We start from the raw sequence: 24,238 nt of genomic DNA, 5'->3' as shown, positions 1-24,238 counted from the left end.
TCTTTAGGTTATTAAGTTATAATACATCAAGTTATTTAGACATTAAAAATAAACATTTATCTATAAGGTTTGTAAATGAGTAAAGTTACAAAAGATTTTTTATTTGAATTAGGTACGGAAGAGCTACCACCAAAAGCGCTTAAAAATTTATCTCAGTCACTATTAGCAAGTGTTGAGAGTCAGTTAAAAGAAGCAAAAGTCAATTTTTGTAAGGCTAAATGGTTTGCATCTCCAAGAAGATTATCTTTTATAATCAAAGATTTGGCAGAATCACAAGATGATATCGTTATCGAAAAGCAGGGCCCTCTAGTAAATATTGCTTACAAAGATGGCGAGCCAACAAAGGTTGGTTTAGGCTTTGCAAAATCTTGTGGTGTTGAGTTAGATCAACTAGATAGAGTAGAAACGCCAAAGGGAGATAAGCTTTTTTATAAGGCGACTCAGCAAGGGCAAAAAACGGTAGATTTATTACAAAAGATAATTACAAAAGCTCTTAAACAACTACCAATTCCAAAAATGATGCGTTGGGGAGATTCACCTGTTGAATTTGTTCGACCTGTACATTGGGTTGTTGCAATTTTTGGTGATGCTATTGTAGATATGGAAGTGCTAGGACATAAAGCAGCAAATATCACTTATGGACATAGATTCCATCATCCTGAAGCTGTAAAAATTGATAGCATAGATAATTATGTTGATCTATTAGCAAACGTAAAAGTATTTGTAGACTGGGATCAGCGTAAACAAGAAGTTATTAACCAAGCTCAAGCAATTGCTAAAGAACATCATTATCAAGTTGTACTTGATGATGATTTAGTAGAAGAAGTTTGTGCAATTGTTGAATACCCAAATGCTATGCTGTGTAGCTTTAGTGAAGACTTTTTGAGAGTGCCACAAGAAGCTCTTATTTCTTCGATGGAAGAGCATCAAAAGTGTTTTGCTCTATTAGATAAAGATGGTAATTTAGTAGCCCACTTTATTACAATTTCAAATATTCAAAGTACTAAGCCAGAACTAGTAACATCTGGTAATCAAAAGGTTATGAATGCTAGACTAGCTGATGCAGCATTTTTCTATGATACTGATTTGAAGCATTCTTTAGAGAGCTTACTACCTAAACTAGAAAATGTTACATTCCAGAACAAACTTGGCAATATGTATCAAAAAGCTCAAAGAATCGCAAAATCAGCTCAAAAATTAGCTCAAGCAGTAGATGTGGATGCTGAGCAGGCATATAGAGCTGGTTTGTTGGCAAAAGCTGATTTAATCTCAGATATGGTATTTGAGTTTACTGATCTTCAAGGGATTATCGGGAAATATTATGCAAAAGCCCACGCTGAAGATGAAATTGTAGCTGATGCAATTGAGCAACAATATTGGCCAAAATATTCAGGTGCTGAGCTACCAAAAACTGATGTTGCTGTCTGCGTTGCTTTAGCAGAGAAGTTAGATACTCTTGTTGGTATATTTGGCATTGGTCAAAAACCTACGGGTAATAAAGACCCATTTGCATTAAGAAGATCAGCTATTGGTATTCTAAGAATGCTTAGAGATACAAATGTTGATATATCTTTAGATAAGGTTATAGATATTGCTTTAGCTAGTTATAAAGAAATTAATGGTCTGAATTTTAAAGTAGATACTAAAGAAGAAATTATATCTTTTTGTATTGATAGGTTGAAGAATCTTTACAAAGAAGAGGGTGTTTCAGTTGACACATTCGAATCTATTAATAATACTCAATATGATTCAATCAAAGATTTTGCGGCAAGAGTCATAGCTGTAAGTGATTTTAATAACTCTAATAAAGCTCAAAGTTTGATAGCTTCAAATAAGCGTGTTGCAAATATCTTAGCTAAGAATGCTCAAGGAAAATCACAAACTTATGATATTGAGTTAGCAAAATCTGTTGGTAATGAATATGAATTAGCTTTAGCTTACAGTATCGAGGAAATCACCCCTGATCTTCAGAAATATCTTAAAAATAGGGAGTATAGTTATGCTCTTGAGCTTCTAACTTGTTTAGATAAGGTTATTAGTGAGTTCTTTGATAATGTTATGGTGATGGATGAAGATGCTAAAGTTAGACAAAATAGAATAACTTTACTTGCAAATATTCACCAGATGTTTGCAGATGTTGCGGATATTTCTAAGCTTTAGACCTCAATTTTATTTTACATTCTGAATATACTTTTTTATAAATTTCAGGATGTTATTTTTAGTATTAGGATTTAAGCTGATTGCTGTAGTTTAAGTTTTTTATTTAATTTATAAATCCCAAACAAAAGTCCAATAGTTATTATAGCAAATACTAATTGTGTATATGGTGATGCAAGTACTAGATGTCTACCATGATAAAAGCTAACAACATAACTACCAATAGCAGCTATCATATTTTTTGAGAAATTTAATATGGAATTTGCTGTACCAAAGCTATGATTTACTTGATCCATTGCAAATGAATAAATTAGCGTTGAGCTAAAGGCTACATTACCACATAAAACAAACATTGTAAGGGTGTAAATTAAAGCACTATCTAAATTTAAGCTATTAAAAATAATAAGTATAATACAACTAGTTGTCATTAGAGCAATACTGTAGTATAGAAACTTTAACTGTTGTACATGACTTGAGTTTTTTTTAATAAGAATATTTGCAAATATAGCTCCTAGGCAACATAGCCCAAAATATAAACAATATAAAAATGAACCAGTTTTATAGTCGTTTAAGTATATTAAAGCTGATGATGATATATAAATAAACAGTGCTGCGAATATTGTTCCACTTGCAAGAGTCGCTAACATAAAACTAGGATTAGTAATATGATTAAAATAACCAGGAATTAACTTTAGTAAATTAGGCTGTCTATTTTTATGTTCTAAAGTTTCTTCTATCATAAAAGCAGTAATAAGCATTACTACACCATAAGCAGTTAAAAAGTGAAAAGTAGCTTGCCACGAATGTGTTAAGTCTGTAATAATTGTGCCAATTATAGGGGCTACTATTGGAGCAATTAATAATATTATAATTATTGAAGCAAGAAGGTTTGTAAGCTGAGGTCCTTTATAGCAATCCCTAGCGATGGAAAATGCAATCACTGCACCAACAGAATCAGATAGCCCTTGTACTAGTCGCATCATCTCAAGCATTTTAAAATTATAACTATATGAGCAAAGTATAGTACTAATAATGTAAATTATGCTACCTATAATTATGATTTTTTTGCGACCAAATTTGTCAGAAATAGCTCCCCAAAACAGCATGCCAAAGCTGAAGCCTATAAAATAAGTAGCAAAAGTAGTTAGTACCTTACTATCACTAACACCAAATTCATGAGCAATCAATGAAATTGCAGGCGCATAGGTATTTACAGCTAAAGGAGGTAAGGCTGCAAAAAGAGCTAAAATTATTGGAAAAATTTTTGAGTTTCTAGTTATATAATTCATTATAAGTTAGTCCGCATTATAAAATATTACGCAGAACTTTTTTGTAGCATCTTAATAAGTATTGACTTTACAGATCTATCAAATAAGTTCTTGATGATTGATTTAGTTTAGGTAAATCTTTTATTGCAGTATGCTATAAAAGTTAGAAAACTATTTATATATTCTCTAGTATATACTCTTTTAATTTTTTACCAACTACTTTATGACGCCAGCCATTTAGGAGTTTACTACTAATATAGTCTTTATCTATGCTAAGGTTATATATTAGAGAGCGAATATCTTTTCTTGAAGCAATCAGGCTAGCATCAAATCCAAGTTCTTTAGTTTCTAGATCAAAATATGCTATAACTTTATCATATGTTTCAGGAGATAGCTTATTTCCTGATTTTTTTTCTAGAATCATACTATCAACACATTGCCCTGTTTTAAGAGCTGATACAATATCCTTTTTTATCCAAGGTTTTAGTTTTTTTAATTCTGGATGCTCAAAAGAATCTAGAGATTTAGGGCTTACATGAGCAATGGTATATAAGATTTTATTGTCAAAAATAAATCTAACAGGTATATTCTTTTTTTGAGCAATTTTTTCACGCCATTGAGCTATTAAAATAGCATTTCTTTGAACTTTTTCACTAAATTTTTGGATATTGCCAATTTTAGTATGAATAATATCGACAGAATTAAATTCTGTTTTTTGTATTTCTATAAGCTCTTCTTCGAAAAAATCTTTATAACTGCTTTCATTAAGTTTTTGATCTAAATGCTCTTTTACTTCAATTAGGTGTTCAACATCTTTTAGAGCATAATCTAACTGCTTTTGTGAAAGGGGTCTTTTGCGCCAATCTGAAAACTGTGATTCTTTCTCCATTTCAATATCTAGAATATCTTTTAATAAAGACTTTAGAGATGACTGCATTTGATAACCTAAAAAGGTCGCTGCAAGTTGAGTATCAAAGACATTATTTACTTCACAGTTGAAGAATTTTTTTATAATTGGAATATCATTTGTTGCTGAATGAATAATTTTTTCAATATTTGTATTTTCAAAGATTTCTTTGAGTAATGAAAAATTTAGTTCTTTTAAGGTATCTAATAGAAATATTTCATTTTCAGTAGCTATCTGAACTAAGCATAGCTCAGGATAGTATGTACGCATCCAGTAGAACTCTGTATCCACTGCTATTTGATTCGAATCTTTAATAGTTTCAATAAGATTTTGTAGTTGTTTGTTTGTGTTGATTATCATTTATTTGCTTAGAATACTTTTGAGAACTTTTAGGTATCTCTTTGCAGTATTTATTTTTTATAAAGTATTTAATTTAGATATGTTACCATTTTCATATATTTATTGCGTGATAAAAATTAGATGATTTCTGATAATTCTCAAGATTTTGATTTAAAAAGCTTTTTAGCAAACTTAACAACTCACTCAGGCGTTTATCGTATGATTGATAGACATGGTGAGATAATTTATGTAGGTAAAGCAAAAAATCTTAAGAATCGTGTGAATAGTTATTTCTCAAAAGGTGCTAAAGATACCAAAACTTTAATGATGGCATCACAAGTGGCTAAGATTGAGATAACTATCACACCTAGTGATTATGAGGCGTATTTGCTTGAGAATAATCTTATTAAACAACACCGACCGAAGTATAATATTTTATTTAAAGATGATAAAAGCTATCCCTATTTAGTTATTTCGCGTGATAAATTTCCACGAGTTGCTTTTTATCGTGGTAAATCAGCTTATAAAAAAGGACAGTGCTTTGGTCCATTTGTATCAATTTCATCTGTAAAAAATACCCTAAATATTATCCAAAAAATTTTTCCAATTCGCCAATGTGAAAATTCATACTATAAATCAAGAGTTAGACCATGCTTACAATATCAAATTAAACGATGCTTAGCTCCGTGTGTTGGGCTAGTCTCTCAAGAGCAATATGATGAACAATTAGCAATTTTAAAAAAATTTCTTGCAGGTAAGTTTAGTAGTGTGCTAGAAGAAATTTCTGAGAAAATGTATCAGGCTTCTGAAAATATGGAATATGAAAAGGCTCAAGTTTATCGTGATCAGCTTGTAGTATTACGTAAGCTTCAGCAACAGCAAATAGTTGATATCCAAGCAGATAAAACTTTTGATGTGATTGGGATATATATCCAAGATAATTATGCAAGTATCGCCTTGTTGCAGATTCAAAATGGTGATGTGGTAGCTGATAGGCATTGGAGCATTGACGCAAAAGGGCAAGATAAGACATCCATAATGCATGCATTTTTATCACATTTTTATCTTGGGGATGAGATTCGTAATATCTGGCCAAAAAATATAATTTTATCAAAAGTTGATTTCGCTGAGATTACAGATTTGATGAATAGTATTTCACAAAAGATAGGCCAATCAATCAACTGGATAATTGCACCAGCAGCTGACAACCTTAAGTGGTTAAAGCTAGCAGAAGTAAATGCTAGACAAAAGTTAAACATATACACAAGCTCAAAATCACAATATCAAAAACGCTTAGACTCATTGAAAGAATTTCTTGAATTTGAAAATGATATTAAACGGATTGAATGTTTTGATATTTCACATTTTCAAGGTGAGGCTACAGTTGCTTCATGTGTTGTTTACACAGATGAGGGGGAGGATCGTAAATCTCATCGTAGATACAATATTAAAGATGTTAAAGCTGGTGATGACTATGCAGCTATTCACCAAGCAGTATATCGTCGAGTAAGCTCAGGATTAGAAGCTGATAATCTTCCAGATGTAATGATAATAGATGGTGGAAAAGGGCAGATTCACCAAGCAGAAGCAGTATTTCGTGAATTTGGTATTCAAAATAAAGTACAGCTTGTGAGTCTAGGTAAAGGTGTTGAGCGAATTAGTGGTAAAGAAAAAATCTACAAAGGATTTGATGATGCTGAATATACTTTAGATGAGTATGACCCAGGCTTTTTACTATTACGACAAGTTCGAGACTCTGCTCATGACCATGCTATCAAAGGTCAGCGTAAGAAAGTTAGCTCAAATAGACAATCTTCAATTATAGAGGAGATTGAAGGTGTTGGACCAAAACGCCGTAAAGCATTAATTATGCACTTTGGAGGCTGGCAAGAGTTATCTAGAGCATCAGTTGATGAAATTGCTAAAGTAAAAGGGATTAGTAAAAAACTGGCCCAAGAAATTTGGGAATGTTTTCATTAGGAATGATTAATGAATAATAAAAAATTAGCATTAATAGTTATGACTGGTTTTGGCTTAAATAGTAATAAGCTACTTTTTTGTTGATAGGCAGGTAGTGTGGTTTTTATATGAGCATAATTCAAGACAATATACCTTTATGAAGTTTTTTTAGATGATCTTGTTTCTATTATAAAAAAATTGACATTTGTTTTTTATATTTATTTTTTTACCAAGTTACTATTGAAGAAAATTATTGCTACTGATAAAAAGCCTCTGTTAGTCGCTAACGCAATTGTAATAGGACAGTTTGTTAAAGATATTTTAAAAGGTTTTTTTAGTAGATATTGGCCAGAGACATTTAAAAATAATCTGTCTCTAATTAGAGATAATGCTTATGGATTTAATTGGTTTAAATTTGATAATATCAATAACTCGTTTCCATCAGGACATGCAACACTTATATTTTCTTTTTGTGTGAGTTTGTGGATTTTATTTCCAAAATACAAATTATTATGGGCATTATTAATTTCCTTAGTTGTAACAGCTCAACTACTTCAATATTTTTATTTTGCGAGTGGTCTCGATGCTTGGCTCTTTAGTTGGATTTTACGCTGCAAAATATTATGATGAAAAATAAAATTGTTGAGTGAAAAAAATCACAATTTTAGCTTACTTTTTATGATAGGATATTTTATAGTAAAACATCCAACCTATATGAAATGAATAGAATTAAATTAGTAACAAAAAGCCAGGTTTTTTCGATAGTTACTTTTATTTCAGCAATTATTTTTTTGGTAGCCTTAGTGTATGTTTCTACTGATGAAAAAGATATAAAAGTTGAGTCTTATCAGAATTTTAGAACATATGCAGAAGAAGGCAAGTCATTTGACTTTATATTTGATGTTACAAAAGAGCCAAATGAAAAAATAATGGATGGAGTTTTGAAATATAGTGCAACGCTTGATAATTTACTTATTAAACAAAACTCAATTGTTTCTGTAGGAAAAAGATTTGATGATCAAGGTAAGGAGGTAATTGTGACAAGGACTTTTTTTCCTAATGGAGATGTCAATTTTGATGTGAAAATTTATGATAATCAGAAACTTGAACAACAGATACATAGAAAGGGCAAGCTTAACAAATCTGTGTTTTTAGAAACATCGACTGCAAGAATTAAACTTTAAAGAAATATTTCTTTTCTACTAAGTTCAAATTAGAATTTTAAATAAAATCTAGTTAAACAATATCGATATGCTAAAATTGTTACAAATATTTAATAATTAGATTTTTAAAACTATAACAATGGAACAAAAACAAAGAAAAGCAATATCACTTATATCGGGTGGTCTTGATTCAATGCTTGCTACAAAAATGATGATAGAGCAAGGTGTTCATGTCGAAGGTATAAACTTTTTTACAGGGTTTTGTGTAGAGGGACATACTCATGCAATTCGTAAACATGATAAAGAAAAACAAAAGCGAAATAATGCTCTTTGGGTTGCTGAACAATTAGGTATTAAGCTTCATATTATAGATGTAATAGAAGAATACAAAGATGTACTTTTAAATCCTAAATATGGCTATGGTGCAAATATGAATCCATGCCTTGATTGTAAGATTTTTATGGTGCGTAAAGCAAAACAGTGGGCTTTAGAAAATGGCTTTGATTTTATAATTACGGGCGAAGTTATTGGCCAAAGACCAATGTCTCAAAGAAAAGATACTATGCCAGTAGTACAGAAACAATCTGGAATTGATGATCTTTTACTTAGACCATTAAGTGCAAAAAACTTACCTGAAACAAAACCAGAAAGAGAAGGTTGGGTTGATAGATCTAAACTAATGGGAATTACAGGTCGAGGTCGTAAAGAGCAAATGAAGATGGCTAAAGATTGGGGTATAGAAGATTATGCTTCTCCTGCAGGTGGCTGTTGCTTCCTTACAGATAAACAGTACTCTGATAAGCTTGTAGATTTATGGCAAGCTCGTAATTCAAAAGAGTATGAGTTTGATGATATTATGCTTTTAAAAGTTGGCAGACATTTACGTTATAAGCCAGAATATAAGCTTATAATTGGTCGTGAAGAAGGCGAGAATAATTATCTGAATGGCTATAAAAATCAGTTTGCTTATGTGTATTGTTCTTCTCATGGTGGACCATTAATTTTAATAGATGGTGACTTTGATAAAGCTGATGAAGAATTTACCGCTAAAGTTTTGGGTAGATTCACTCAAGGTAAAAATGCTGATACTGTAACTATGGTGTTTAACTATCTTGATGGCACTAGTAAAGAGGTAACTGTAGCACCAATGCCTGCTGATGAAATCAAACAAGAATGGTATATATAGATGAAAGAAATAAATCTAGAAAGACTTTTATGTCCAATGCCTGTTATCAAAACTCAAAATGCTCTAAGAGGTATGCAATCAGGAGAGCAATTAAAAGTTATTTGTACAGATCCTGGTACTATGCATGATATCCCAGCATGGTGTAAGGTAAATGATTATATACTTGTTGAAGCTAAACAAGTAGAAGATAAATATCAATTTGTAATTGAGGTGAAATAATGGATCATTCAGTTTTAAATGTGTTAGTTTGTCCTGTTTGTAAATCAAACTTACATTATGATAAAGAGAATCAGATTTTAGTATGTAAAGCTGATAAATTAGCTTATCCAATAAGAGAAAACATACCTGTAATGTTAGTTGAGGAAGCTAAAAAACTAACTCTTGAAGAGGTAAAGAAATATGGCTAGAACTCATATTGTAATTCCTGCTAGACTTAAGTCAACTCGTCTACCAGGTAAGATGCTAGCAGATATTGCTGGTAAGCCAATGATTCAAAGAGTTTATGAGCAAGTATCTAAATCAAAGTTCGATAGCATCTTTATAGCTACAGATTCTCATGAAATTAAAGAAATAGCAGAGGGCTTCGGTGCCAATGTTATTTTAACAAGAGATGATCATGAATCAGGCACTGATAGAATTGCAGAAGCTGTTACAAAGCTTGGTTTTGATGATGAAGATGTGGTCGTTAATGTTCAAGGTGATGAGCCTCTTATCCCTATTGAGAATATTGAGCAAGCAGCGGAACTTCTTATCAATAAGCCAGAAGCAGTAGTATCGACTCTTTGTGAGCAAATTACAGATGCAAGTGATATTTATAATCCAAATAATGTTAAAGTGGTTTTTGATAAGAATAATTATGCTTTGTATTTTAGTAGAGCATCTATTCCTTTTGAAAGAGGGTTTTCTGAGAAAAATCAGGTTAATATTTCAGAATTTTTTAGGCATATAGGTATCTATACATATCGAGTTGGATTTTTGAAGCATTATGCTGAGTTGACAGTATCTCCTATTGAAAAATATGAGGCGCTTGAACAGCTTAGAGTTTTATATAATGGTTATAAGATTGCTGTAGATCAGGCTGCTAAACCAACTCCTGCAGGTGTCGATACTTTAGAAGATTTAGAAAAAATTAGGAAGCTATTTTAATGTTTGAATTAGATTCGCGTTTAAAAGCAGATACTTTTGAAGTTTGTGAGTATTTAGATTGTAAAATTTTAGTGATGAATAATTCTATTGTTCCATGGTTTATCGTAGTTCCATTTACAGATAGAACAGAGTGGTATCAGCTAGATGATTCTCAACAATACAATATCAATAAAATTATAAATAAACTATCTGACTTTATAGTCAAAGAATATAATACTGATAAGCTAAATGTCGCAACTATTGGAAATGTTGTTAAACAAATGCACATTCATGTAGTAGGGCGTTTTGAGAATGATCCAGTTTGGCCAGCTCCAGTATGGGGGAGTATTGAGTCAAAATTGTATGCAAAGCAACAAATAGAGCATCTAATTAAAAAAGCCAAAAGTATTTTTAATTAAATTTAATGTCTTTACCCATATTAAATTCTATCCTTTGATTATTAACTTGTTTATCTCATAAATTCTTAAATTTATAATAAAGAAAGTATAGATTAAATATTTTTTCCTATAAATATTTTGCTTATGTTAAAAAAAATCTTGTTATAGATTGAAATTATAGTATATGATGAATATTGCTTACTATTTAGTAAATTCATACAGGAAATAAATAACTATGAAAGAAAAAAAAATTAATTTTATAACAGTTAAGATAGCTGTTATAGCAGCCCTAGCTGGTTTACTTTTTGGGATGGACACAGGTTACATCAATGGCTCACTTAAATTTATAGCACAAAGTTTTCACCTGACAGAATCACAGCAGGGACATGTGGCTAGTATATTATTAGTCGGTGCGGCTATTGGAGCTTTATTTAGTGGTGTTTTATCTAAGAAATTTGGGCGTCGAAAAGTATTAATAATTGCTGGAGGAATTTTTTCTTTAGCTACATTGGTAAGTATTTTTGCTCCTAACTATGAAGTATTTTTTATAGCCAGGTTTGTTTTGGGAGTTGGTGTTGGTGTGGCATCTTTTATTGCTCCTTTATATCTATCAGAAATATCTCCAAAAGAGTTCAGAGGAGCTCTTGTTGGAATGTATCAACTAATGATTACTATTGGGATATTTTTAGTTTTTGTTACAAATTCAGCTCTTGAGCAAACTGGTTCATGGAGATTGATGATGGTAGCATTAGCAATTCCTTCAGTTCTAATGTTTGTTGGATGCTTAACCCTTCCAAGAAGTCCTAGGTGGTTAGTTTTAGTTGGTAAAAATGATGAAGCTGAAATAACACTTAAAAAAATAAGAAATTCTGAAAGTGAAGCTGTAGCAGAGTATCAGGAGATAAAAGAAACAACAGTGTTAAATGTTAATCCATTTTCGATGCTTAAGCATAAATACTTTATTAAAGTATTATTTTTAGGTATGGCTCTACAAGTATTTCAACAGTTGACAGGTATTAACGTATTTATGTACTACTCTGCTCAAATATTTGAAGGAGCTGGGTTTGCTAACCCAATGATTTCTACTATTACTATTGGTTTATTAAATGTTATTACAACAGTATTAGCTATAAAATATATAGATAGATTTGGGCGTAAGCCAATATTATACTTTGGTTTAGCTTTAGTAATAATTTCGTGCTTGGTTGTAGGATTTATTTTTTCAACTCATCATGTTGTTGGTCAAGCAATGAACTTATCTGAAACATTGCAGTGGACAGCTTTAGCATTTTGTTTGATCTTTGTTTTTGGTTTCGCTATAGCTATGGGACCAATTGTTTGGATTGTATGTTCAGAGATTCAGCCTGCAGAAGGAAGAGATCTGGGTGTTACTGCCTCAACTATGAGTAACTGGGTTTCTAATGCTATCATTGTTAATTTCTCTTTAGCTTTTGTAATACATTCACCAGGTAAAGTATTTATATTTTTTGGAGTAGCTAGTATTTTATGTTTAATATTCGTTAAATTCTTTGTTCCAGAAACTAAAGATGTATCATTAGAACAGATTGAAAACAATCTAAGAGCTGGAAAACCTCTTGCAAAAATTGGTAGCTAGTAATTTAATAAATTATCCATTTAAATTTTGTAACATAGCTATTTAAGTATACAAAAACTAAGAGAATTATTATGAGTCCAAGTAGAAACCATATTACATTTGTCAGCGTTACGCTGGCTTTTTTTATGTGGGGATTGCTCACATCTTTAAATGATGTTTTGATTCCTCATTTAAAAGAGTTATTTACCCTTAATTATGCTCAAGCAATGTTAGTACAGTTTGTGTTTTTTATGGCATATGCGTTGTTATCAATACCTGCTTCTAGAGTATTGCAGAGATTTGGTTATAAGTGGGCAATTGCAATAGGTTTTGCCGTTGCTGGGTTTGGCTGCTTAGGGTTTCTACCTTCTGCTGAATATGCTGTGTATGGATATTTTTTGATTAGCCTATTTGTTTTAGCTACAGGTATTGTTATTTTACAAGTAGCTGCAAATCCATATGTATCTTTACTTGGAGATAGAAAAAACTCTTCTGCTAGACTTACTTTTGCACAAGGACTTAACTCTTTGGGTACTACTTTGGGACCTGCTCTTGGAGGAGTTTTTATTTTAGGTGCTATAGCGGCAGCTAATGGAAATGAAGATATTGTTATAACAGCAATTCAACATCCTTATTTAGCTCTTGCTGTTGTTATGTTTTGTTTAAGTTTATATTTTATTTTCTTTCCTTTGCCTCAGTTGAAAGAAGAAGAGATACCTGAAGATCATATAAATATTTCTAAAAAACCTATTTGGGAGTATAAACATTTAATATTAGGTTGTGTCGCAATATTTGCATATGTTGGAGCAGAAGTTAGTATAGGAAGCTTTTTAATTAATTATTTAGGAACGGATCATGTTTTATCTTTGGCTCCTGCAAAAGCTGCTAGCTTTGTTGCTTTTTATTGGGGTGGAGCTATGGTTGGCAGATTAATAGGAGCAGTTGTCTTGACAAGGGTTAAACCATCTAAAGCTGTGACGTTTAATGCAGTGTTAGCAATAATGCTAGTTTTAATCTCAATGTTTTCATTTGGTAATATTGCCTTGTATAGTATCGTTGCGGTAGGCTTGTTTAATTCAATACTGTTTCCGACAATATTTAGTTTAGCTGTTAGGGAGTTGGGAGAAAAAACTTCTCTGGGGTCAGGGCTTTTGTGTGTTGCTATAGTCGGAGGAGCTATTATACCTGTTATTCAAGGAGTAATAGCTGATCATATAGGTATAACAATGTCTTTTATTGTGCCAATTGTATGCTATTTGTATATATTGTTTTTTGGAACTTATGGGTATGATTCTCAAGTTAGGTTGTCATAATATAATAATAGCTATATAAATTTCTCAAGTTGTATATTTTTACTAAATAATGTATCCTTTAGCCTTGTAATTATTAATAGTCAAATCAAATTAAATAAGGAACTATAATTATGAAAGCTTCAGCTAGACATTTGCTAGTACAATCAGAATCTGAATGTCAACAAATCAAAAGCGATATAAATGAAGGTAAAATCACATTTGAAGAAGCAGCTAAAAAGCATTCTCTATGCCCATCTGGTGCTAGAGGTGGTGATTTAGGTACTTTTTCTCAAGGGCAAATGGTTCCTGAGTTTGATAAAGTAGTGTTTAACGATGAACTAAATACAGTTCATGGTCCAGTACAAACTCAATTTGGTTATCATCTATTAGAAGTTACATCACGCGGATAATTTCTAAATTTCTCATAATTTTCAAATTATTAAATAAATTTCTCAAAATAATTTACGGATAAAAATGAATTCTGAAACTAAAAAAGATTTTAGCCAGCTTGGGCTAAGTCAAGATATTGTAGATACTGTTACTAAATTAGGATACGAGAATCCTACTCCTATCCAACAGTATGCTATTCCATATATCTTATCGGGTAGAGATGTGCTAGGTCAAGCACAAACGGGTACAGGTAAAACAGCAGCGTTTGCATTACCTTTAATAAATAATATGGATTTTGAATCTAGAGATAGAGCTCCTCAAGTTTTAGTATTAGCTCCAACTAGAGAGTTGGCTATACAAGTTGCAGAACAGTTTGAAGCTTTTGCAAAAAGTATTCCTAATTTAGATGTCGCTTGTATATATGGTGGTCAAGAGTATGGCTCACAAATTAGAGCACTTAAAAGAGGTGTTAAAGTTGTAGTCGGTACTACAGGTCGTGTAATGGATCATATTGAAAAAGGCACATTACAGCTTGATAACCTAAGAGCGTTAGTACTTGATGAAGCTGATGAAATGCTTAGAATGGGCTTTATTGATGATGTTAGGTATGTATTAAGTCACGTATCTGATGAGTGTCAAAGGTTGCTTTTCTCAGCGACTATCCCTACTGATATTGCTGATATCATTCAAGAATATCTTAGAAATCCTTGTAAAATACAAGTAAAAGCTAAGACAAAAACAGCTAATACTGTTACACAAAAATTTATAGTAATCAAAGGCTTTAGAAAAATTGATGCTCTTGATAGACTGCTTGAGGTTGAAGAGACTGATGGCGTAATAATTTTTGTAAAAACTAAAACAAGTACTATAGAAGTTGCGGATAATCTTAAAGCACTAGGCTATAAAGCTGCAGCTATCAATGGTGATATGCAACAATCGCAAAGAGAGTATATTGTAGATCAGTTTAGAAATTCTAAATCTGATATTTTGGTAGCTACTGATGTTGTGGCTCGTGGTATTGATTTAGAGAGAATTTCTCATGTGGTTAACTATGATCTTCCTAATGATGCTGATACTTATGTACACAGAATTGGTCGTACAGGTAGAGCAGGGCGTGAAGGTGTATCTATTTCATTAGTTCCTTTAAAAGATATGCGATTCTTGAGAATTGTTGAGAGGTTTACTAGTTCGCCGATGCAAGAAATATTTATGCCAAGTGCAAAAGATCTTGCAGATAGTAGAATTGCAAACTTCAAAACTAGAATTGCTTCAGCTATCGAGAAAAATAAATCTCTTGATAAGTATAAAGAAATTATCACAGGTATTCGTGACGAATTAGAGTTAGACTCAGATGATCTTTTAGCTGTACTTACATTGCTTACTCAAGGTAAGAAATCATTCTTCCCAAGAGAAATACAAGCTAGAGATGATAGACCTCGTAGAGATAGAAATGACAGAAACTCTAGAGATGGTAGAAGAAATGATAGGTTTGAGCGTAGAGGCGACCGTAATGATAGAGGTGATCGTGGTGATAGACGCTTTGATAGATCAGAGAGAAAACCTCGCAGAGCTCCAAATATAGATTTGACTACATATAAGTTAGAAGTTGGTCGTGATAATGATGTTCAGCCTAGAAATATCGTTGGTGCTATAGCTAATGAAGGAAATATTGATAGTAAACATATTTGTAATATTTCTATTCAAAAAGACTATACTCTAGTTGATCTACCTGCAAACTTATCTCCTAAAGTTGTCGGTCATCTTAAAAAAGTTTGGGTAGCTGGTAAAAAATTAAACATCACTGCTCAATAATTAAATCTATTTTTATAAAGGTGGCTAGTAGTTTGTCTTTATAAATATCTATTCTGAAAATTTATCAATTGATCGAAATTAATAAACTATCTTATAGATCAATACTAAATTTAGCTATGTTTGTTCTATTTGATCCTTTAAACCTGTATAATTTGTCAAACTATCTATTCAATTATAATTTTTACAAATGAGTAACTATATATTTATAGTTTCTGCACCATCTGGTGCTGGTAAAAGTTCTTTATTAAAAGCTTTTTTAGAAACGAAAACAGGTAAAAATAATTTTGCTGTAGCTACTTCTCATACAACTAGAGACCCTCGAGCTGGTGAAACAAATGGTAAAGAGTATCATTTTGTTACTATAGCCGAATTTGAAAAGATGCTTAAAAACGATGGTTTCATTGAGTATGCAAAAGTTTTCAAAAACTACTATGGTACTTCAAAGGCAGAAATAGATAAACTTCTTGCTGCTGGTAAAAACATTATACTAGAAATAGACTGGCAAGGTGCTCAACAAACAAGAGCTATATATGGCGAAAAAGCTAAGAGTTTATTTATACTGCCACCATCAATGGAGGAGTTAAGAAAACGCTTAGAAGCTAGAAATACTGATTCAAAAGAAACTATAGATTATCGTATGGATCAAGCAGAGGATGAGATTTCTCATGCCGATGAATTTGACTGTCAGTTAGTAAATGATGATTTTAGTCAATCATTAGAGCAGTTATGTAATTATTTCGAAGAAAATATCCAAGGTTAAAATCAAAGGAGCATTTGGATGTTAAATCAAGAACTTATAAAAGACAAAATATCGCAAGCTAGAAAAGAGTTACCTAGTTTAAAAATCAAAGATGCTGAAAAACAGCAATATATGCAAGAAATCAAAGATTTGCTAAAACAAAATAATGCTTGTTTAGTAGCTCATTATTATGTTGATGATGAGATTCAGGAGTTAGCTGAGCAAACCGGAGGCTTTGTAGGTGACTCTCTTGCTATGGCTAAATTTGGGCTAGAAAGCTCATGTGATACTTTGGTTGTCGCAGGGGTTAGATTTATGGGTGACTCAGCGAAAATTCTTAGCCCTGAGAAAAAAATTCTAATGCCGACCTTACAAGCAGAGTGTTCACTAGATTTAAGTTGTAATAATGGTGAGTTTGAGAAGTTTATAAAAGCTAATCCTGACAGAGAGGTGGTGGTATATGTAAATACTTCTGCTGAGATCAAAGCTCTAGCTGACTGGACGGTAACTTCTTCCAATGCTTTAGAAATTTGTTCGCATTTACATAAGCAGGGTAAGAAAATTCTTTGGGGACCTGATAGATTTCTGGGAGATTGGATCACTAAGCAAACAGGTGCTGATATGCTACTATATGATGGTAGTTGTATTGTGCATGAAGAGTTTAAGGCTCAAGCTCTTGATGATTTGATGCTTGAATATCCAGATGCAGCAGTTTTAGTTCATCCAGAATCTCCAGCTGAAATTATCAAAAGAGCAGATGCTGTAGGCTCTACTTCACAGCTCATAGCAGCAAGTAAAGATATGGAAAATGATAAATTTATAGTTGCTACAGATATTGGTGTATTCCATAAGATGAAGCAGTTATCACCACATAAGCAGTTTATCCCAGCACCAACAGCCGGCCGAGGTGCTACATGTCAATCATGTGCAAAATGTCCGTGGATGAAACTTAACCAACTTAAAAATTTAAAAGATTGCTTAATTAATCAAACAAATGAAATTTTTATAGAAGAAGAAGTTCGCCAAAAAGCTCTTGTTCCTTTAAATAGAATGATAAATTTCTAGGAAATACTTATGTCTGAAGTAATGCTAAATACTAATCAAATAAAAGAAGTACCTTTTGATATTATACAAAGGCTAGTAAAAGAATCTTTAGCTGAAGATGTTGCTAGTGGAGATATCACAGCTCAATTAGCTAGAGACATAAATACTATAGCTTTTTGCATTACTCGTGAAGATATGGTTTTATGTGGTCAAGCATTTGCTAATGAAGTTATAAATCAAGTTGATAAAGATATTCAAATAACATGGTTTTATAATGATGCTGATAAAGTAGCAGCTGGTGAGAAAATCTTTGAGTTAAAAGGTAATGCTAGAAGCATATTGACTGCAGAAAGAGCAATGCTTAATTTCATTCAGATGTTATCTGGAACTGCTACAACAACAAATAATTTAGTTACACTTATTGCTAATTATAAAACTAAACTGCTTGATACGCGTAAAACTATACCAAGCTTTCGCTTAGCTCAAAAATATGCAGTCAAATGTGGTGGTGGATTTAATCATCGTATTGGGTTGTTTGATGGTTATTTAATTAAAGAAAACCATATTCGATCTGCTGGAGGTATTGCTCAAGCTGTCACAAAAGCTAAAGATCTAGATAGTAGCAAAATAATAGAGGTTGAAGTTACGAATTTAGATGAGTTAGATCAAGCTATAAATACTGGAGCTAATATTGTCATGCTTGATAATTTTCCTCTTAAAGATATATATACAGCAGTTAATTTAGCTAAAGGTAAAATAGCTCTAGAGGTCTCTGGAAATATTGATGCTGATTCAATAGTTGAGATGGCTAAAACAGGTGTTGACTTTATATCCTCAGGAGCAATAACAAAGCATATAAAAGCAATAGATTTATCTATGCAGGTTCAGTTATAAAAATGATTACAAAAAAACATGATGTTGCTATAGTTGGTGGAGGGCTGGCAGGAGTTGTCGCTGCTATAGAACTTGCTGAAAATAATGTAGATGTTGCAATTATATATGATCAGAAAGTTAATTTCTCAGCTAGCTCTTATGCGCAAGGGGGAATCGCCGCAATAATATCTAGTGACGATACGATAGAATCTCATGTTGCAGATACTATTATAGCAAGTGGGAATCTTGCAAATCTTGATAGCGTGACACAGGTAGTCAAAAATTCATCTTCATCAATAAAGTGGCTTGAAAATCATGGTGTTGAATTTGATAAAAAAGCTGATGGTGAGTATAGCTTACATTTAGAGGGTGGACACTCCTTAGCAAGGATCTTACATATTAAAGACTATACTGGTAGGGAGGTTATCTCAAGATTATATGAGAATCTTAATAAGCATAAAAATATAATAGTATATCCAGAACATAATGTTGTAGAACTTATAAAGGGTAAAGATAAGTGTGTAGGGTTGTATGCTTATGATAAAAATTATCAGGCTGTTAAATTTATAACTAAAAAAGTAATACTGGCATCAGGTGGAGCATCAGGTTTATATAAGTATGTAACTAATGCAACAGCTGGAACTGGTAGCGCAATGATTATGGCAAATAGCATAGGATGTCAGCTAGAGAATCTTGAGTTTACGCAATTTCATCCTACTTGTTTCTTTGGAAAAGCTGGAGAGCCTATTTTAATCTCTGAAGCTATTAGAGGAAGTGGAGCTGTACTTGAGACTAAGAAAGGTATTCGCATCATGAAAAATATTCATGAAAAACAAGATCTAGCACCTAGAGATATCGTTGCCAGACAGATATACATAAATATGCAAGCTGGTAGAGAAATATATCTAAATGCGACTCATCTAAGTACAGCTCAGTGGCAAGAGAAGTTTCCATATATTTATCAAAACCTACTTGAAAATGGTATAGACCCAGCTGTGGCTCGAATACCTATATCACCAGCGGCGCATTATAGTTGTGGTGGGATAAAGGTTGATGGTAATTCTCAAACAGAAATAGAAAACCTATATGCTGTAGGAGAAGTATCTTGTACAGGATTACATGGTGCTAATAGATTAGCGAGCAACTCTTTACTTGAATGTATTGTATATGCTTTAGAAGCTAGTAAACATATCCTTCAAAATTTAGATAATGATCTTATTGATAACAATCAGAAATTTAAATTACTAGAATCAAAAAATAATTATTCTGAGCATATATCTAAAATAAGACAGTTAATGTGGGATAAAGTAGGGCTAGTTAGACAAGAGCAAAATCTTTTGGAAGCATATCAACAAATAAATTTATTGGAAGATTCTTTAGATAAAAATACTAGCCTAGATAATTATGACTATAAGTTAGAGAATTACAGAAAAACTATAAGCTTAGCTAAGCTTACCATTGAAAGTGCAATTGTGAGAAAAGAAAGTATTGGTAGTCATTTTTTGCGAAATAGTTAATTTGTCAAAAAATATATTTAACCTGAGGAATTATATGAAAAAATTATTATTGTTTTCTATTGGATTTTTTATTTGTTTCTCTGGCTTTTCTAACCAAAAACAAAAAGTATCACTTCTTATAAAAAATGGTTTAGTTTTAACAATGAATAAAAATCATGATGTGATAGATAATGGCGTTGTTGTTATAAAGGGTAATAAAATAATTGATGTGGGAAATAAAAAAATAGCTAATAAATATCTTCCAAAGGAAACTATCGATGCTCAAAATGGGATAGTAATGCCTGGGATGATTAATGCTCATACTCATGCCGGAATGTCAATTTTTAGAAGTGTTGGGGATGATGTTGCTGATAGGTTAACAAGATATTTATTTCCATTAGAGGCTAAACTGGTAAGTCCTAAGCTAGTATATGATGCCACTTTGCATTCTGCTATAGAGATGGTCAAAGGAGGTGTTACAACTATGGTTGATATGTACTACTTTGAGGATTATGCAGCTAAAGCTGTTAAGAAGATTGGGATGAGAGGCATAATGGGTGAAACAATTATGATGAACCCAACACCTGATTCAAAACAACCGTATGGCGGAATTGATTACGCTAATTCAAAACTAATTCCTAAATATAAAGATGATGAACTAATTACCCCTGCGTATGCCCCTCACGCAACTTATACTAATGATTCAAAGCATTTAAAGGAAATTGAAAAACTATCGAAACAAAATAATGTACCTATAATAATTCATCTAGCTGAAACTAAAGCAGAATCAGAAAAATATAAAAAAGAATATAATAAAACTCCTGTTGAATATCTTGATTCTATAGGTTTGCTATCTGACAGATTAATAGCTGCCCATTGTATTTTTGTAAATGAAAATGATATTAAGCTTCTAAAAAAGAATAACGTAGGAGTATCTCACAATGTCATAGCTAATATTAAATCAGCAAAAGGTATTGCTCCAGCCTTAGAGATGTATAATCAAGGTGTCGATATTGGCTTAGGTACAGATGGTCCTATGAGTAGTAATACTCTAGATATAATAAACCAAATGAGTTATGTGGCAACTATGCAAAAGTTAAAACATAGTGATAGGACGGTTATGCCTGCTGAGACAGTTGTTGATATGGCAACAATAGGAGGCGCTAAAGCAATTCATATGGATGATAAATTAGGCTCTATAGAAAAAGATAAGTTGGCAGATATTGTAATAGTTGAAACAAAATCAACCAATATGAATCCTATATATAATCCATATTCGGTTTTAGTCTATTCAGCATCTCCTTCTAATGTTGATACAACTATAGTTAATGGTAAAGTTCTTATGAAAAATAAAAAATTACTTACCTATAACGAACAAAAAGATAGAGAAATAGTAAAGAGCTATGCTAAAAAAGTAGATAGTGTAGTAACAGAAATGGATTCTAAATTATAAACAGTGGGGAAAATCTATGCTAAAAAAAGATATTTTATCAATTCCTAAAGTAGTATTGCATGATCATCTAGATGGAGGGCTAAGATCTCAAACTATTATTGAACTTGCAGATAATTATAATATAAGCCTTCCTGAGAAAAATTCGCAAAAACTTTTAGAATGGTTTTCAGAGGAATTTTCATCAAAAGATTTTGATAAATGTTTTGATTCATTTAATGTCGCATGTTCTGTAATGCAAACTGTAGAAGCTATTGAAAGAGTTGCCTTTGAATTTGCAGAAGATCATGCATTAGAAAATGTAATATATGTTGAAGCAAGATTTTGTCCATTTTTTCATAGAGAAAAGGGGTTATCATATGATCAAATAATAGAGAGTATTGCCAAAGGTTTTAGTAGGGCAAAGCAGAAGTATGATATTGAAACAGGTATATTAGTTTGTGGAATGTATCATTTCACCGATGATACTAATCTAGAACTTGCAAAATTATGCTTAAAGCATAATGAAATTGTTGGTTATGATTTTGCGGGTATGGATTTAAATGGTAGTGTATCTACAGCACATCCAAAAACTATAAGTTTTCTGCAAGAAAACAATATTGACTTTACAATTCATAGTGGAGAGTTCTCAAATATCCAAAATATAAAAGATAGTATATTAACTGGAGCAAAAAGAATTGGTCATGCCTGTAATTTGTATAAAACTGTAGATAATGATCTTTTACGAGAAGTTGTTGGACTACTTATAGATAAAAATGTACATATAGAATCTAATGTTAGTAGCAATCTAGCACTAGGGATAGTTGATAGTTTTGAGAATCATCCATATCAAAGAATGTTTGGAGATAATATAAACGTTGCTTTAAACACTGATGATAGATTAATGCTTAACAATATATCTATAACTGATGAGTATTATAGTGCACATCTAAAAAATAATTTATCTTTCTCTAGCATGGTTATTATGAATTTAAATGCTGCAAAGGCAGCGTTTATCAAAGGTGATAAAAAAGAAAAAATAGTTACAAAAGTAAAGGCTTTTGCTGAATCTGAGATATTATGATTTATTAAATAGTTGCTTGATTCTAACAGCTATTACTCCAGCAAGCATTGCATATATGAAGTTTATAATTACAGGAATAATAAATCCAAAAATTACAAAAAATATCCCATCTAAATATTTTAAAGCTTTAGGCTGAGTCATATTCATATAGTTAGCAAACCATTGTATAAACTCTTCTCTAAAAAAGAGATGAGGGGCAACTTGTAGCTTTGTTGTAAAGACAATGTTACATAATGCACCTACAAATATTCCTGGGTCAGAGATTAGTTGATGAAAATCAATGTTACTAATTTTAAAAGATCTAAAATAGACAATTTGCAAATGATTATACTCACATATTACAAATATAATTAGAAAAACAATAATGTATATTCTAAAGTTAGTCGGAGGGAGTTTATTTAGAAGGTAGAGCTTGATTGATAAACAAATTAGACAAGCAAAGCTTAATGCTAGAAGAAAAATTCTAGCGTTAAGATAGGAACTTAAAACTAAAATAAATGAACAAAATATCATCCAATTAAAAAGTTTCCATACTTTAGGTTTTAGAAATTCAAAATCATTTTGAATTTCTTTTATTACATCAGGTTGTTCAGTTTGCTTTTTTCTAAATATCATAAGATATATTTATTTGTGTTTTATCTTATTATGGGGTTTAAAAAATTTTTTTAAAAGTTTATATTAAAGGATTAATGGAGTTATTATGTTTTTATTGTGATGAAAAGAAAGATTACTATAGCAAGTATTTTCTATATTTTAGCGACTGGGTTACTATTTGCAGATACAAGTGGAGCTGTAAATCAGCCTATTCAACATTTAAGAAAGCAAATAGATAAAATTGATGAACAGATAATAAAGCTAGTTGAAAAAAGAGACGAAGTCGTAAAAAAACTAACAGATTACAAGAGTGAACATAACCTACCTGTGATATCTCCAGAGCGAAATGTGAGATTACAGAAACAACATGAAATTTTAGCTGGTAAATATAATGTATCTCAAGAGAAGATTGATGATGTTTTTAAAGCAGTAATGACACCATAAAATAGTTCTAGTTTGCCTTAAATTTGCAGAATTATCTTTTAAATAAGTCTCTAAAACATTATAGTATTAAAATCTTAGATAAATTATATAGTACTTATGAAAAAATATATAATCTTAGCTCTTGGCTTTGTTTTTTGTAGTTCAGTATTTGCAATGGCAACAAATTCTGCAAAACCATCTGTAGAAGGTTACAAAGCAAAAATAATGAATGCAGATCAACAGATTGTTCAGTTAATGGCTGAGCGTAAAGGTTGGCGCAAAAAAATGTTAAAGCTTGAGAAAAAGCAAAATCTAGAGCATTATGATCCATTTGAAGATAAATCATTAGCAAATACGCGTACATCATTTGCAATACAGTATGATGTGTCTCCTAAGTTAGTAAAAGAGATTTTTGATATCTTAAACAAAGATACTCAAACTGCAGATCAAAGTTTTTAATAAAGTATAGGAGAAGAAATAATGTCTATTTATGATTTTAAGCTTACAGCAAATGATGGTACGGAATTTTATTTACCAAAAAATAAGGTTTTGCTTATTGTAAATGTTGCAAGTAAATGTGGTTTTACTAAACAGTATAACGGGCTTCAACATCTTCATAAGTTATACCCTGATTTGGAGGTTGTAGCATTTCCTTGTAATTCCTTTGGAGGCCAAGAGCCGGGTGAAGATGGAGAGATTAAAGAATTCTGCCAAACAAATTTTGGTATTACATTTCCCATTATGAAAAAGACAAAAGTTAATGGAAAAAATGCTGAACCAATATTTGAGTATCTAAAAGAGAAAGCTAAAGGTGTATTAGGTACAGAAAGAATTAAATGGAATTTTACAAAATTCTTAATTTCAAAAGATGGTCAAACTGTACAGAGATATGCTCCTAGAGTTATTCCAGAAGATTTAATTCCTGATATTGAGAATTTCTTAAAAGACTAAATCTGTTATATAATC

25 protein-coding genes are annotated in these 24,238 nt (G+C 31.6%); 22 read left to right on the top strand and 3 right to left on the bottom strand.

The features are described from left to right. Positions 1 to 75: 75 nt before the first annotated feature. Positions 76 to 2,160, top strand: a complete 2,085-nt coding sequence (gene glyS, locus QI37_RS02065) for a glycine--tRNA ligase subunit beta (protein ID WP_040008113.1) — start codon at positions 76 to 78, stop codon at positions 2,158 to 2,160. Positions 2,161 to 2,231: 71 nt separating this feature from the next. On the opposite strand, the gene QI37_RS02060 is transcribed toward glyS, so the two are convergent. Both QI37_RS02060 and QI37_RS02055 read right to left on the bottom strand, forming a co-directional pair. Further along, positions 2,232 to 3,446 carry a Bcr/CflA family efflux MFS transporter gene (locus QI37_RS02060; protein ID WP_040008111.1) on the bottom strand — a complete coding sequence of 405 codons (1,215 nt, stop codon included), beginning with the start codon at positions 3,444 to 3,446 and terminating at the stop codon, positions 2,232 to 2,234. A gap of 154 nt (positions 3,447 to 3,600) precedes the next feature. Further along, entirely contained in the window at positions 3,601 to 4,692 is a 1,092-nt protein-coding gene (locus QI37_RS02055; protein ID WP_040008110.1) for a ribonuclease D, read from the bottom strand. A gap of 120 nt (positions 4,693 to 4,812) precedes the next feature. On the opposite strand from QI37_RS02055, the gene uvrC reads away from it, so the two are divergent. The 18 genes from uvrC to QI37_RS01965 all read left to right on the top strand — a co-directional run bounded on the left by uvrC (position 4,813) and on the right by QI37_RS01965 (position 22,255). Next, on the top strand, positions 4,813 to 6,651 hold the full coding sequence (gene uvrC, locus QI37_RS02050; RefSeq protein WP_040008109.1) for an excinuclease ABC subunit UvrC: 1,839 nt from the start codon (positions 4,813 to 4,815) through the stop codon (positions 6,649 to 6,651). Positions 6,652 to 6,870: 219 nt separating this feature from the next. Beyond that, positions 6,871 to 7,257: a phosphatase PAP2 family protein gene (locus QI37_RS10070; protein ID WP_235261391.1), complete on the top strand. Its 387-nt coding sequence runs from the start codon at positions 6,871 to 6,873 to the stop codon at positions 7,255 to 7,257. A gap of 92 nt (positions 7,258 to 7,349) precedes the next feature. Next, positions 7,350 to 7,814: a hypothetical protein gene (locus tag QI37_RS02040; RefSeq protein ID WP_040008108.1), complete on the top strand. Its 465-nt coding sequence runs from the start codon at positions 7,350 to 7,352 to the stop codon at positions 7,812 to 7,814. Positions 7,815 to 7,932: 118 nt separating this feature from the next. Then, positions 7,933 to 8,979 carry a tRNA (5-methylaminomethyl-2-thiouridylate)-methyltransferase gene (locus QI37_RS02035; protein WP_040008107.1) on the top strand — a complete coding sequence of 349 codons (1,047 nt, stop codon included), beginning with the start codon at positions 7,933 to 7,935 and terminating at the stop codon, positions 8,977 to 8,979. Then, a complete protein-coding gene (locus QI37_RS02030) occupies positions 8,980 to 9,198 on the top strand; it encodes a sulfurtransferase TusA family protein (protein ID WP_040008106.1) in 219 nt (72 codons plus the stop codon). Then, complete coding sequence (locus QI37_RS02025; RefSeq protein ID WP_040008104.1) at positions 9,198 to 9,386, top strand: Trm112 family protein; 189 nt, start codon at positions 9,198 to 9,200, stop codon at positions 9,384 to 9,386. The genes QI37_RS02030 and QI37_RS02025 overlap by 1 nt, the downstream gene beginning before the upstream one ends. Then, a complete protein-coding gene (kdsB, locus tag QI37_RS02020; RefSeq protein ID WP_040008103.1) occupies positions 9,379 to 10,125 on the top strand; it encodes a 3-deoxy-manno-octulosonate cytidylyltransferase in 747 nt (248 codons plus the stop codon). The genes QI37_RS02025 and kdsB overlap by 8 nt, the downstream gene beginning before the upstream one ends. Continuing rightward, positions 10,125 to 10,523: an HIT domain-containing protein gene (locus tag QI37_RS02015; RefSeq protein ID WP_040008101.1), complete on the top strand. Its 399-nt coding sequence runs from the start codon at positions 10,125 to 10,127 to the stop codon at positions 10,521 to 10,523. The genes kdsB and QI37_RS02015 overlap by 1 nt, the downstream gene beginning before the upstream one ends. 214 nt (positions 10,524 to 10,737) lie before the next feature. Further along, a complete protein-coding gene (locus tag QI37_RS02010) occupies positions 10,738 to 12,117 on the top strand; it encodes a sugar porter family MFS transporter (RefSeq protein WP_040008100.1) in 1,380 nt (459 codons plus the stop codon). Positions 12,118 to 12,188: 71 nt separating this feature from the next. After that, the gene (locus tag QI37_RS02005) at positions 12,189 to 13,409 is read left to right on the top strand and encodes a sugar MFS transporter (protein WP_052399121.1); all 1,221 of its coding nucleotides are present in this window, start codon (positions 12,189 to 12,191) and stop codon (positions 13,407 to 13,409) included. Between the two features lie 110 nt (positions 13,410 to 13,519). Next, on the top strand, positions 13,520 to 13,798 hold the full coding sequence (locus QI37_RS02000) for a peptidylprolyl isomerase (RefSeq protein ID WP_040008096.1): 279 nt from the start codon (positions 13,520 to 13,522) through the stop codon (positions 13,796 to 13,798). Between the two features lie 64 nt (positions 13,799 to 13,862). Further along, a complete protein-coding gene (locus QI37_RS01995) occupies positions 13,863 to 15,590 on the top strand; it encodes a DEAD/DEAH box helicase (RefSeq protein ID WP_040008095.1) in 1,728 nt (575 codons plus the stop codon). Positions 15,591 to 15,777: 187 nt separating this feature from the next. Beyond that, positions 15,778 to 16,350, top strand: coding sequence for a guanylate kinase (gmk, locus tag QI37_RS01990; RefSeq protein WP_040008094.1), 573 nt, complete (start codon positions 15,778 to 15,780; stop codon positions 16,348 to 16,350). A gap of 18 nt (positions 16,351 to 16,368) precedes the next feature. Continuing rightward, positions 16,369 to 17,394, top strand: coding sequence for a quinolinate synthase NadA (gene nadA, locus QI37_RS01985; RefSeq protein WP_040008091.1), 1,026 nt, complete (start codon positions 16,369 to 16,371; stop codon positions 17,392 to 17,394). Between the two features lie 9 nt (positions 17,395 to 17,403). After that, positions 17,404 to 18,267, top strand: a complete 864-nt coding sequence (nadC, locus tag QI37_RS01980; RefSeq protein WP_040008089.1) for a carboxylating nicotinate-nucleotide diphosphorylase — start codon at positions 17,404 to 17,406, stop codon at positions 18,265 to 18,267. Positions 18,268 to 18,269: 2 nt separating this feature from the next. Beyond that, positions 18,270 to 19,763 carry an L-aspartate oxidase gene (nadB, locus tag QI37_RS01975; protein WP_040008087.1) on the top strand — a complete coding sequence of 498 codons (1,494 nt, stop codon included), beginning with the start codon at positions 18,270 to 18,272 and terminating at the stop codon, positions 19,761 to 19,763. A gap of 34 nt (positions 19,764 to 19,797) precedes the next feature. Further along, positions 19,798 to 21,195 (top strand): amidohydrolase, encoded by a 1,398-nt coding sequence (locus tag QI37_RS01970; RefSeq protein WP_052399120.1) that lies wholly within the window; start codon positions 19,798 to 19,800, stop codon positions 21,193 to 21,195. A 16-nt stretch (positions 21,196 to 21,211) separates the two neighbouring features. Further along, positions 21,212 to 22,255, top strand: coding sequence for an adenosine deaminase family protein (locus tag QI37_RS01965; RefSeq protein WP_040008085.1), 1,044 nt, complete (start codon positions 21,212 to 21,214; stop codon positions 22,253 to 22,255). Here the strand turns inward: QI37_RS01965 and QI37_RS01960 are convergent. Further along, on the bottom strand, positions 22,250 to 22,870 hold the full coding sequence (locus tag QI37_RS01960; RefSeq protein ID WP_040008083.1) for a hypothetical protein: 621 nt from the start codon (positions 22,868 to 22,870) through the stop codon (positions 22,250 to 22,252). The genes QI37_RS01965 and QI37_RS01960 overlap by 6 nt on opposite strands. A 99-nt stretch (positions 22,871 to 22,969) precedes the next feature. On the opposite strand from QI37_RS01960, the gene QI37_RS01955 reads away from it, so the two are divergent. The 3 genes from QI37_RS01955 (at position 22,970) to QI37_RS01945 (ending at position 24,223) form a co-directional block, all read left to right on the top strand. Then, positions 22,970 to 23,293 (top strand): chorismate mutase, encoded by a 324-nt coding sequence (locus tag QI37_RS01955; RefSeq protein WP_040008081.1) that lies wholly within the window; start codon positions 22,970 to 22,972, stop codon positions 23,291 to 23,293. A gap of 96 nt (positions 23,294 to 23,389) precedes the next feature. Further along, entirely contained in the window at positions 23,390 to 23,731 is a 342-nt protein-coding gene (locus QI37_RS01950; RefSeq protein ID WP_040008080.1) for a chorismate mutase, read from the top strand. Positions 23,732 to 23,752: 21 nt separating this feature from the next. Further along, entirely contained in the window at positions 23,753 to 24,223 is a 471-nt protein-coding gene (locus QI37_RS01945; RefSeq protein ID WP_040008079.1) for a glutathione peroxidase, read from the top strand. Positions 24,224 to 24,238 lie beyond the last annotated feature (15 nt).

Origin of the sequence: Candidatus Francisella endociliophora, assembly GCF_000764555.1 — a bacterium.
In the GTDB taxonomy this organism is placed as follows: Bacteria; Pseudomonadota; Gammaproteobacteria; order Francisellales; family Francisellaceae; genus Francisella; species Francisella endociliophora.
This window is presented reverse-complemented; position numbering and strand designations above follow the sequence as displayed.

What these genes read in the sequence shown, in the direction of transcription:
- glyS (WP_040008113.1), top strand. Translation starts at nt 76, where the DNA reads ATGAGTAAAGTTACAAAAGATTTTTTATTTGAATTAGGTACGGAAGAG.
- QI37_RS02060 (WP_040008111.1), bottom strand. Translation starts at nt 3,446, where the DNA reads ATGAATTATATAACTAGAAACTCAAAAATTTTTCCAATAATTTTAGCT.
- QI37_RS02055 (WP_040008110.1), bottom strand. Translation starts at nt 4,692, where the DNA reads ATGATAATCAACACAAACAAACAACTACAAAATCTTATTGAAACTATT.
- uvrC (WP_040008109.1), top strand. Translation starts at nt 4,813, where the DNA reads ATGATTTCTGATAATTCTCAAGATTTTGATTTAAAAAGCTTTTTAGCA.
- QI37_RS02040 (WP_040008108.1), top strand. Translation starts at nt 7,350, where the DNA reads ATGAATAGAATTAAATTAGTAACAAAAAGCCAGGTTTTTTCGATAGTT.
- QI37_RS02035 (WP_040008107.1), top strand. Translation starts at nt 7,933, where the DNA reads ATGGAACAAAAACAAAGAAAAGCAATATCACTTATATCGGGTGGTCTT.
- QI37_RS02030 (WP_040008106.1), top strand. Translation starts at nt 8,980, where the DNA reads ATGAAAGAAATAAATCTAGAAAGACTTTTATGTCCAATGCCTGTTATC.
- QI37_RS02025 (WP_040008104.1), top strand. Translation starts at nt 9,198, where the DNA reads ATGGATCATTCAGTTTTAAATGTGTTAGTTTGTCCTGTTTGTAAATCA.
- kdsB (WP_040008103.1), top strand. Translation starts at nt 9,379, where the DNA reads ATGGCTAGAACTCATATTGTAATTCCTGCTAGACTTAAGTCAACTCGT.
- QI37_RS02015 (WP_040008101.1), top strand. Translation starts at nt 10,125, where the DNA reads ATGTTTGAATTAGATTCGCGTTTAAAAGCAGATACTTTTGAAGTTTGT.
- QI37_RS02010 (WP_040008100.1), top strand. Translation starts at nt 10,738, where the DNA reads ATGAAAGAAAAAAAAATTAATTTTATAACAGTTAAGATAGCTGTTATA.
- QI37_RS02005 (WP_052399121.1), top strand. Translation starts at nt 12,189, where the DNA reads ATGAGTCCAAGTAGAAACCATATTACATTTGTCAGCGTTACGCTGGCT.
- QI37_RS02000 (WP_040008096.1), top strand. Translation starts at nt 13,520, where the DNA reads ATGAAAGCTTCAGCTAGACATTTGCTAGTACAATCAGAATCTGAATGT.
- QI37_RS01995 (WP_040008095.1), top strand. Translation starts at nt 13,863, where the DNA reads ATGAATTCTGAAACTAAAAAAGATTTTAGCCAGCTTGGGCTAAGTCAA.
- gmk (WP_040008094.1), top strand. Translation starts at nt 15,778, where the DNA reads ATGAGTAACTATATATTTATAGTTTCTGCACCATCTGGTGCTGGTAAA.
- nadA (WP_040008091.1), top strand. Translation starts at nt 16,369, where the DNA reads ATGTTAAATCAAGAACTTATAAAAGACAAAATATCGCAAGCTAGAAAA.
- nadC (WP_040008089.1), top strand. Translation starts at nt 17,404, where the DNA reads ATGTCTGAAGTAATGCTAAATACTAATCAAATAAAAGAAGTACCTTTT.
- nadB (WP_040008087.1), top strand. Translation starts at nt 18,270, where the DNA reads ATGATTACAAAAAAACATGATGTTGCTATAGTTGGTGGAGGGCTGGCA.
- QI37_RS01970 (WP_052399120.1), top strand. Translation starts at nt 19,798, where the DNA reads ATGAAAAAATTATTATTGTTTTCTATTGGATTTTTTATTTGTTTCTCT.
- QI37_RS01965 (WP_040008085.1), top strand. Translation starts at nt 21,212, where the DNA reads ATGCTAAAAAAAGATATTTTATCAATTCCTAAAGTAGTATTGCATGAT.
- QI37_RS01960 (WP_040008083.1), bottom strand. Translation starts at nt 22,870, where the DNA reads ATGATATTTAGAAAAAAGCAAACTGAACAACCTGATGTAATAAAAGAA.
- QI37_RS01955 (WP_040008081.1), top strand. Translation starts at nt 22,970, where the DNA reads ATGAAAAGAAAGATTACTATAGCAAGTATTTTCTATATTTTAGCGACT.
- QI37_RS01950 (WP_040008080.1), top strand. Translation starts at nt 23,390, where the DNA reads ATGAAAAAATATATAATCTTAGCTCTTGGCTTTGTTTTTTGTAGTTCA.
- QI37_RS01945 (WP_040008079.1), top strand. Translation starts at nt 23,753, where the DNA reads ATGTCTATTTATGATTTTAAGCTTACAGCAAATGATGGTACGGAATTT.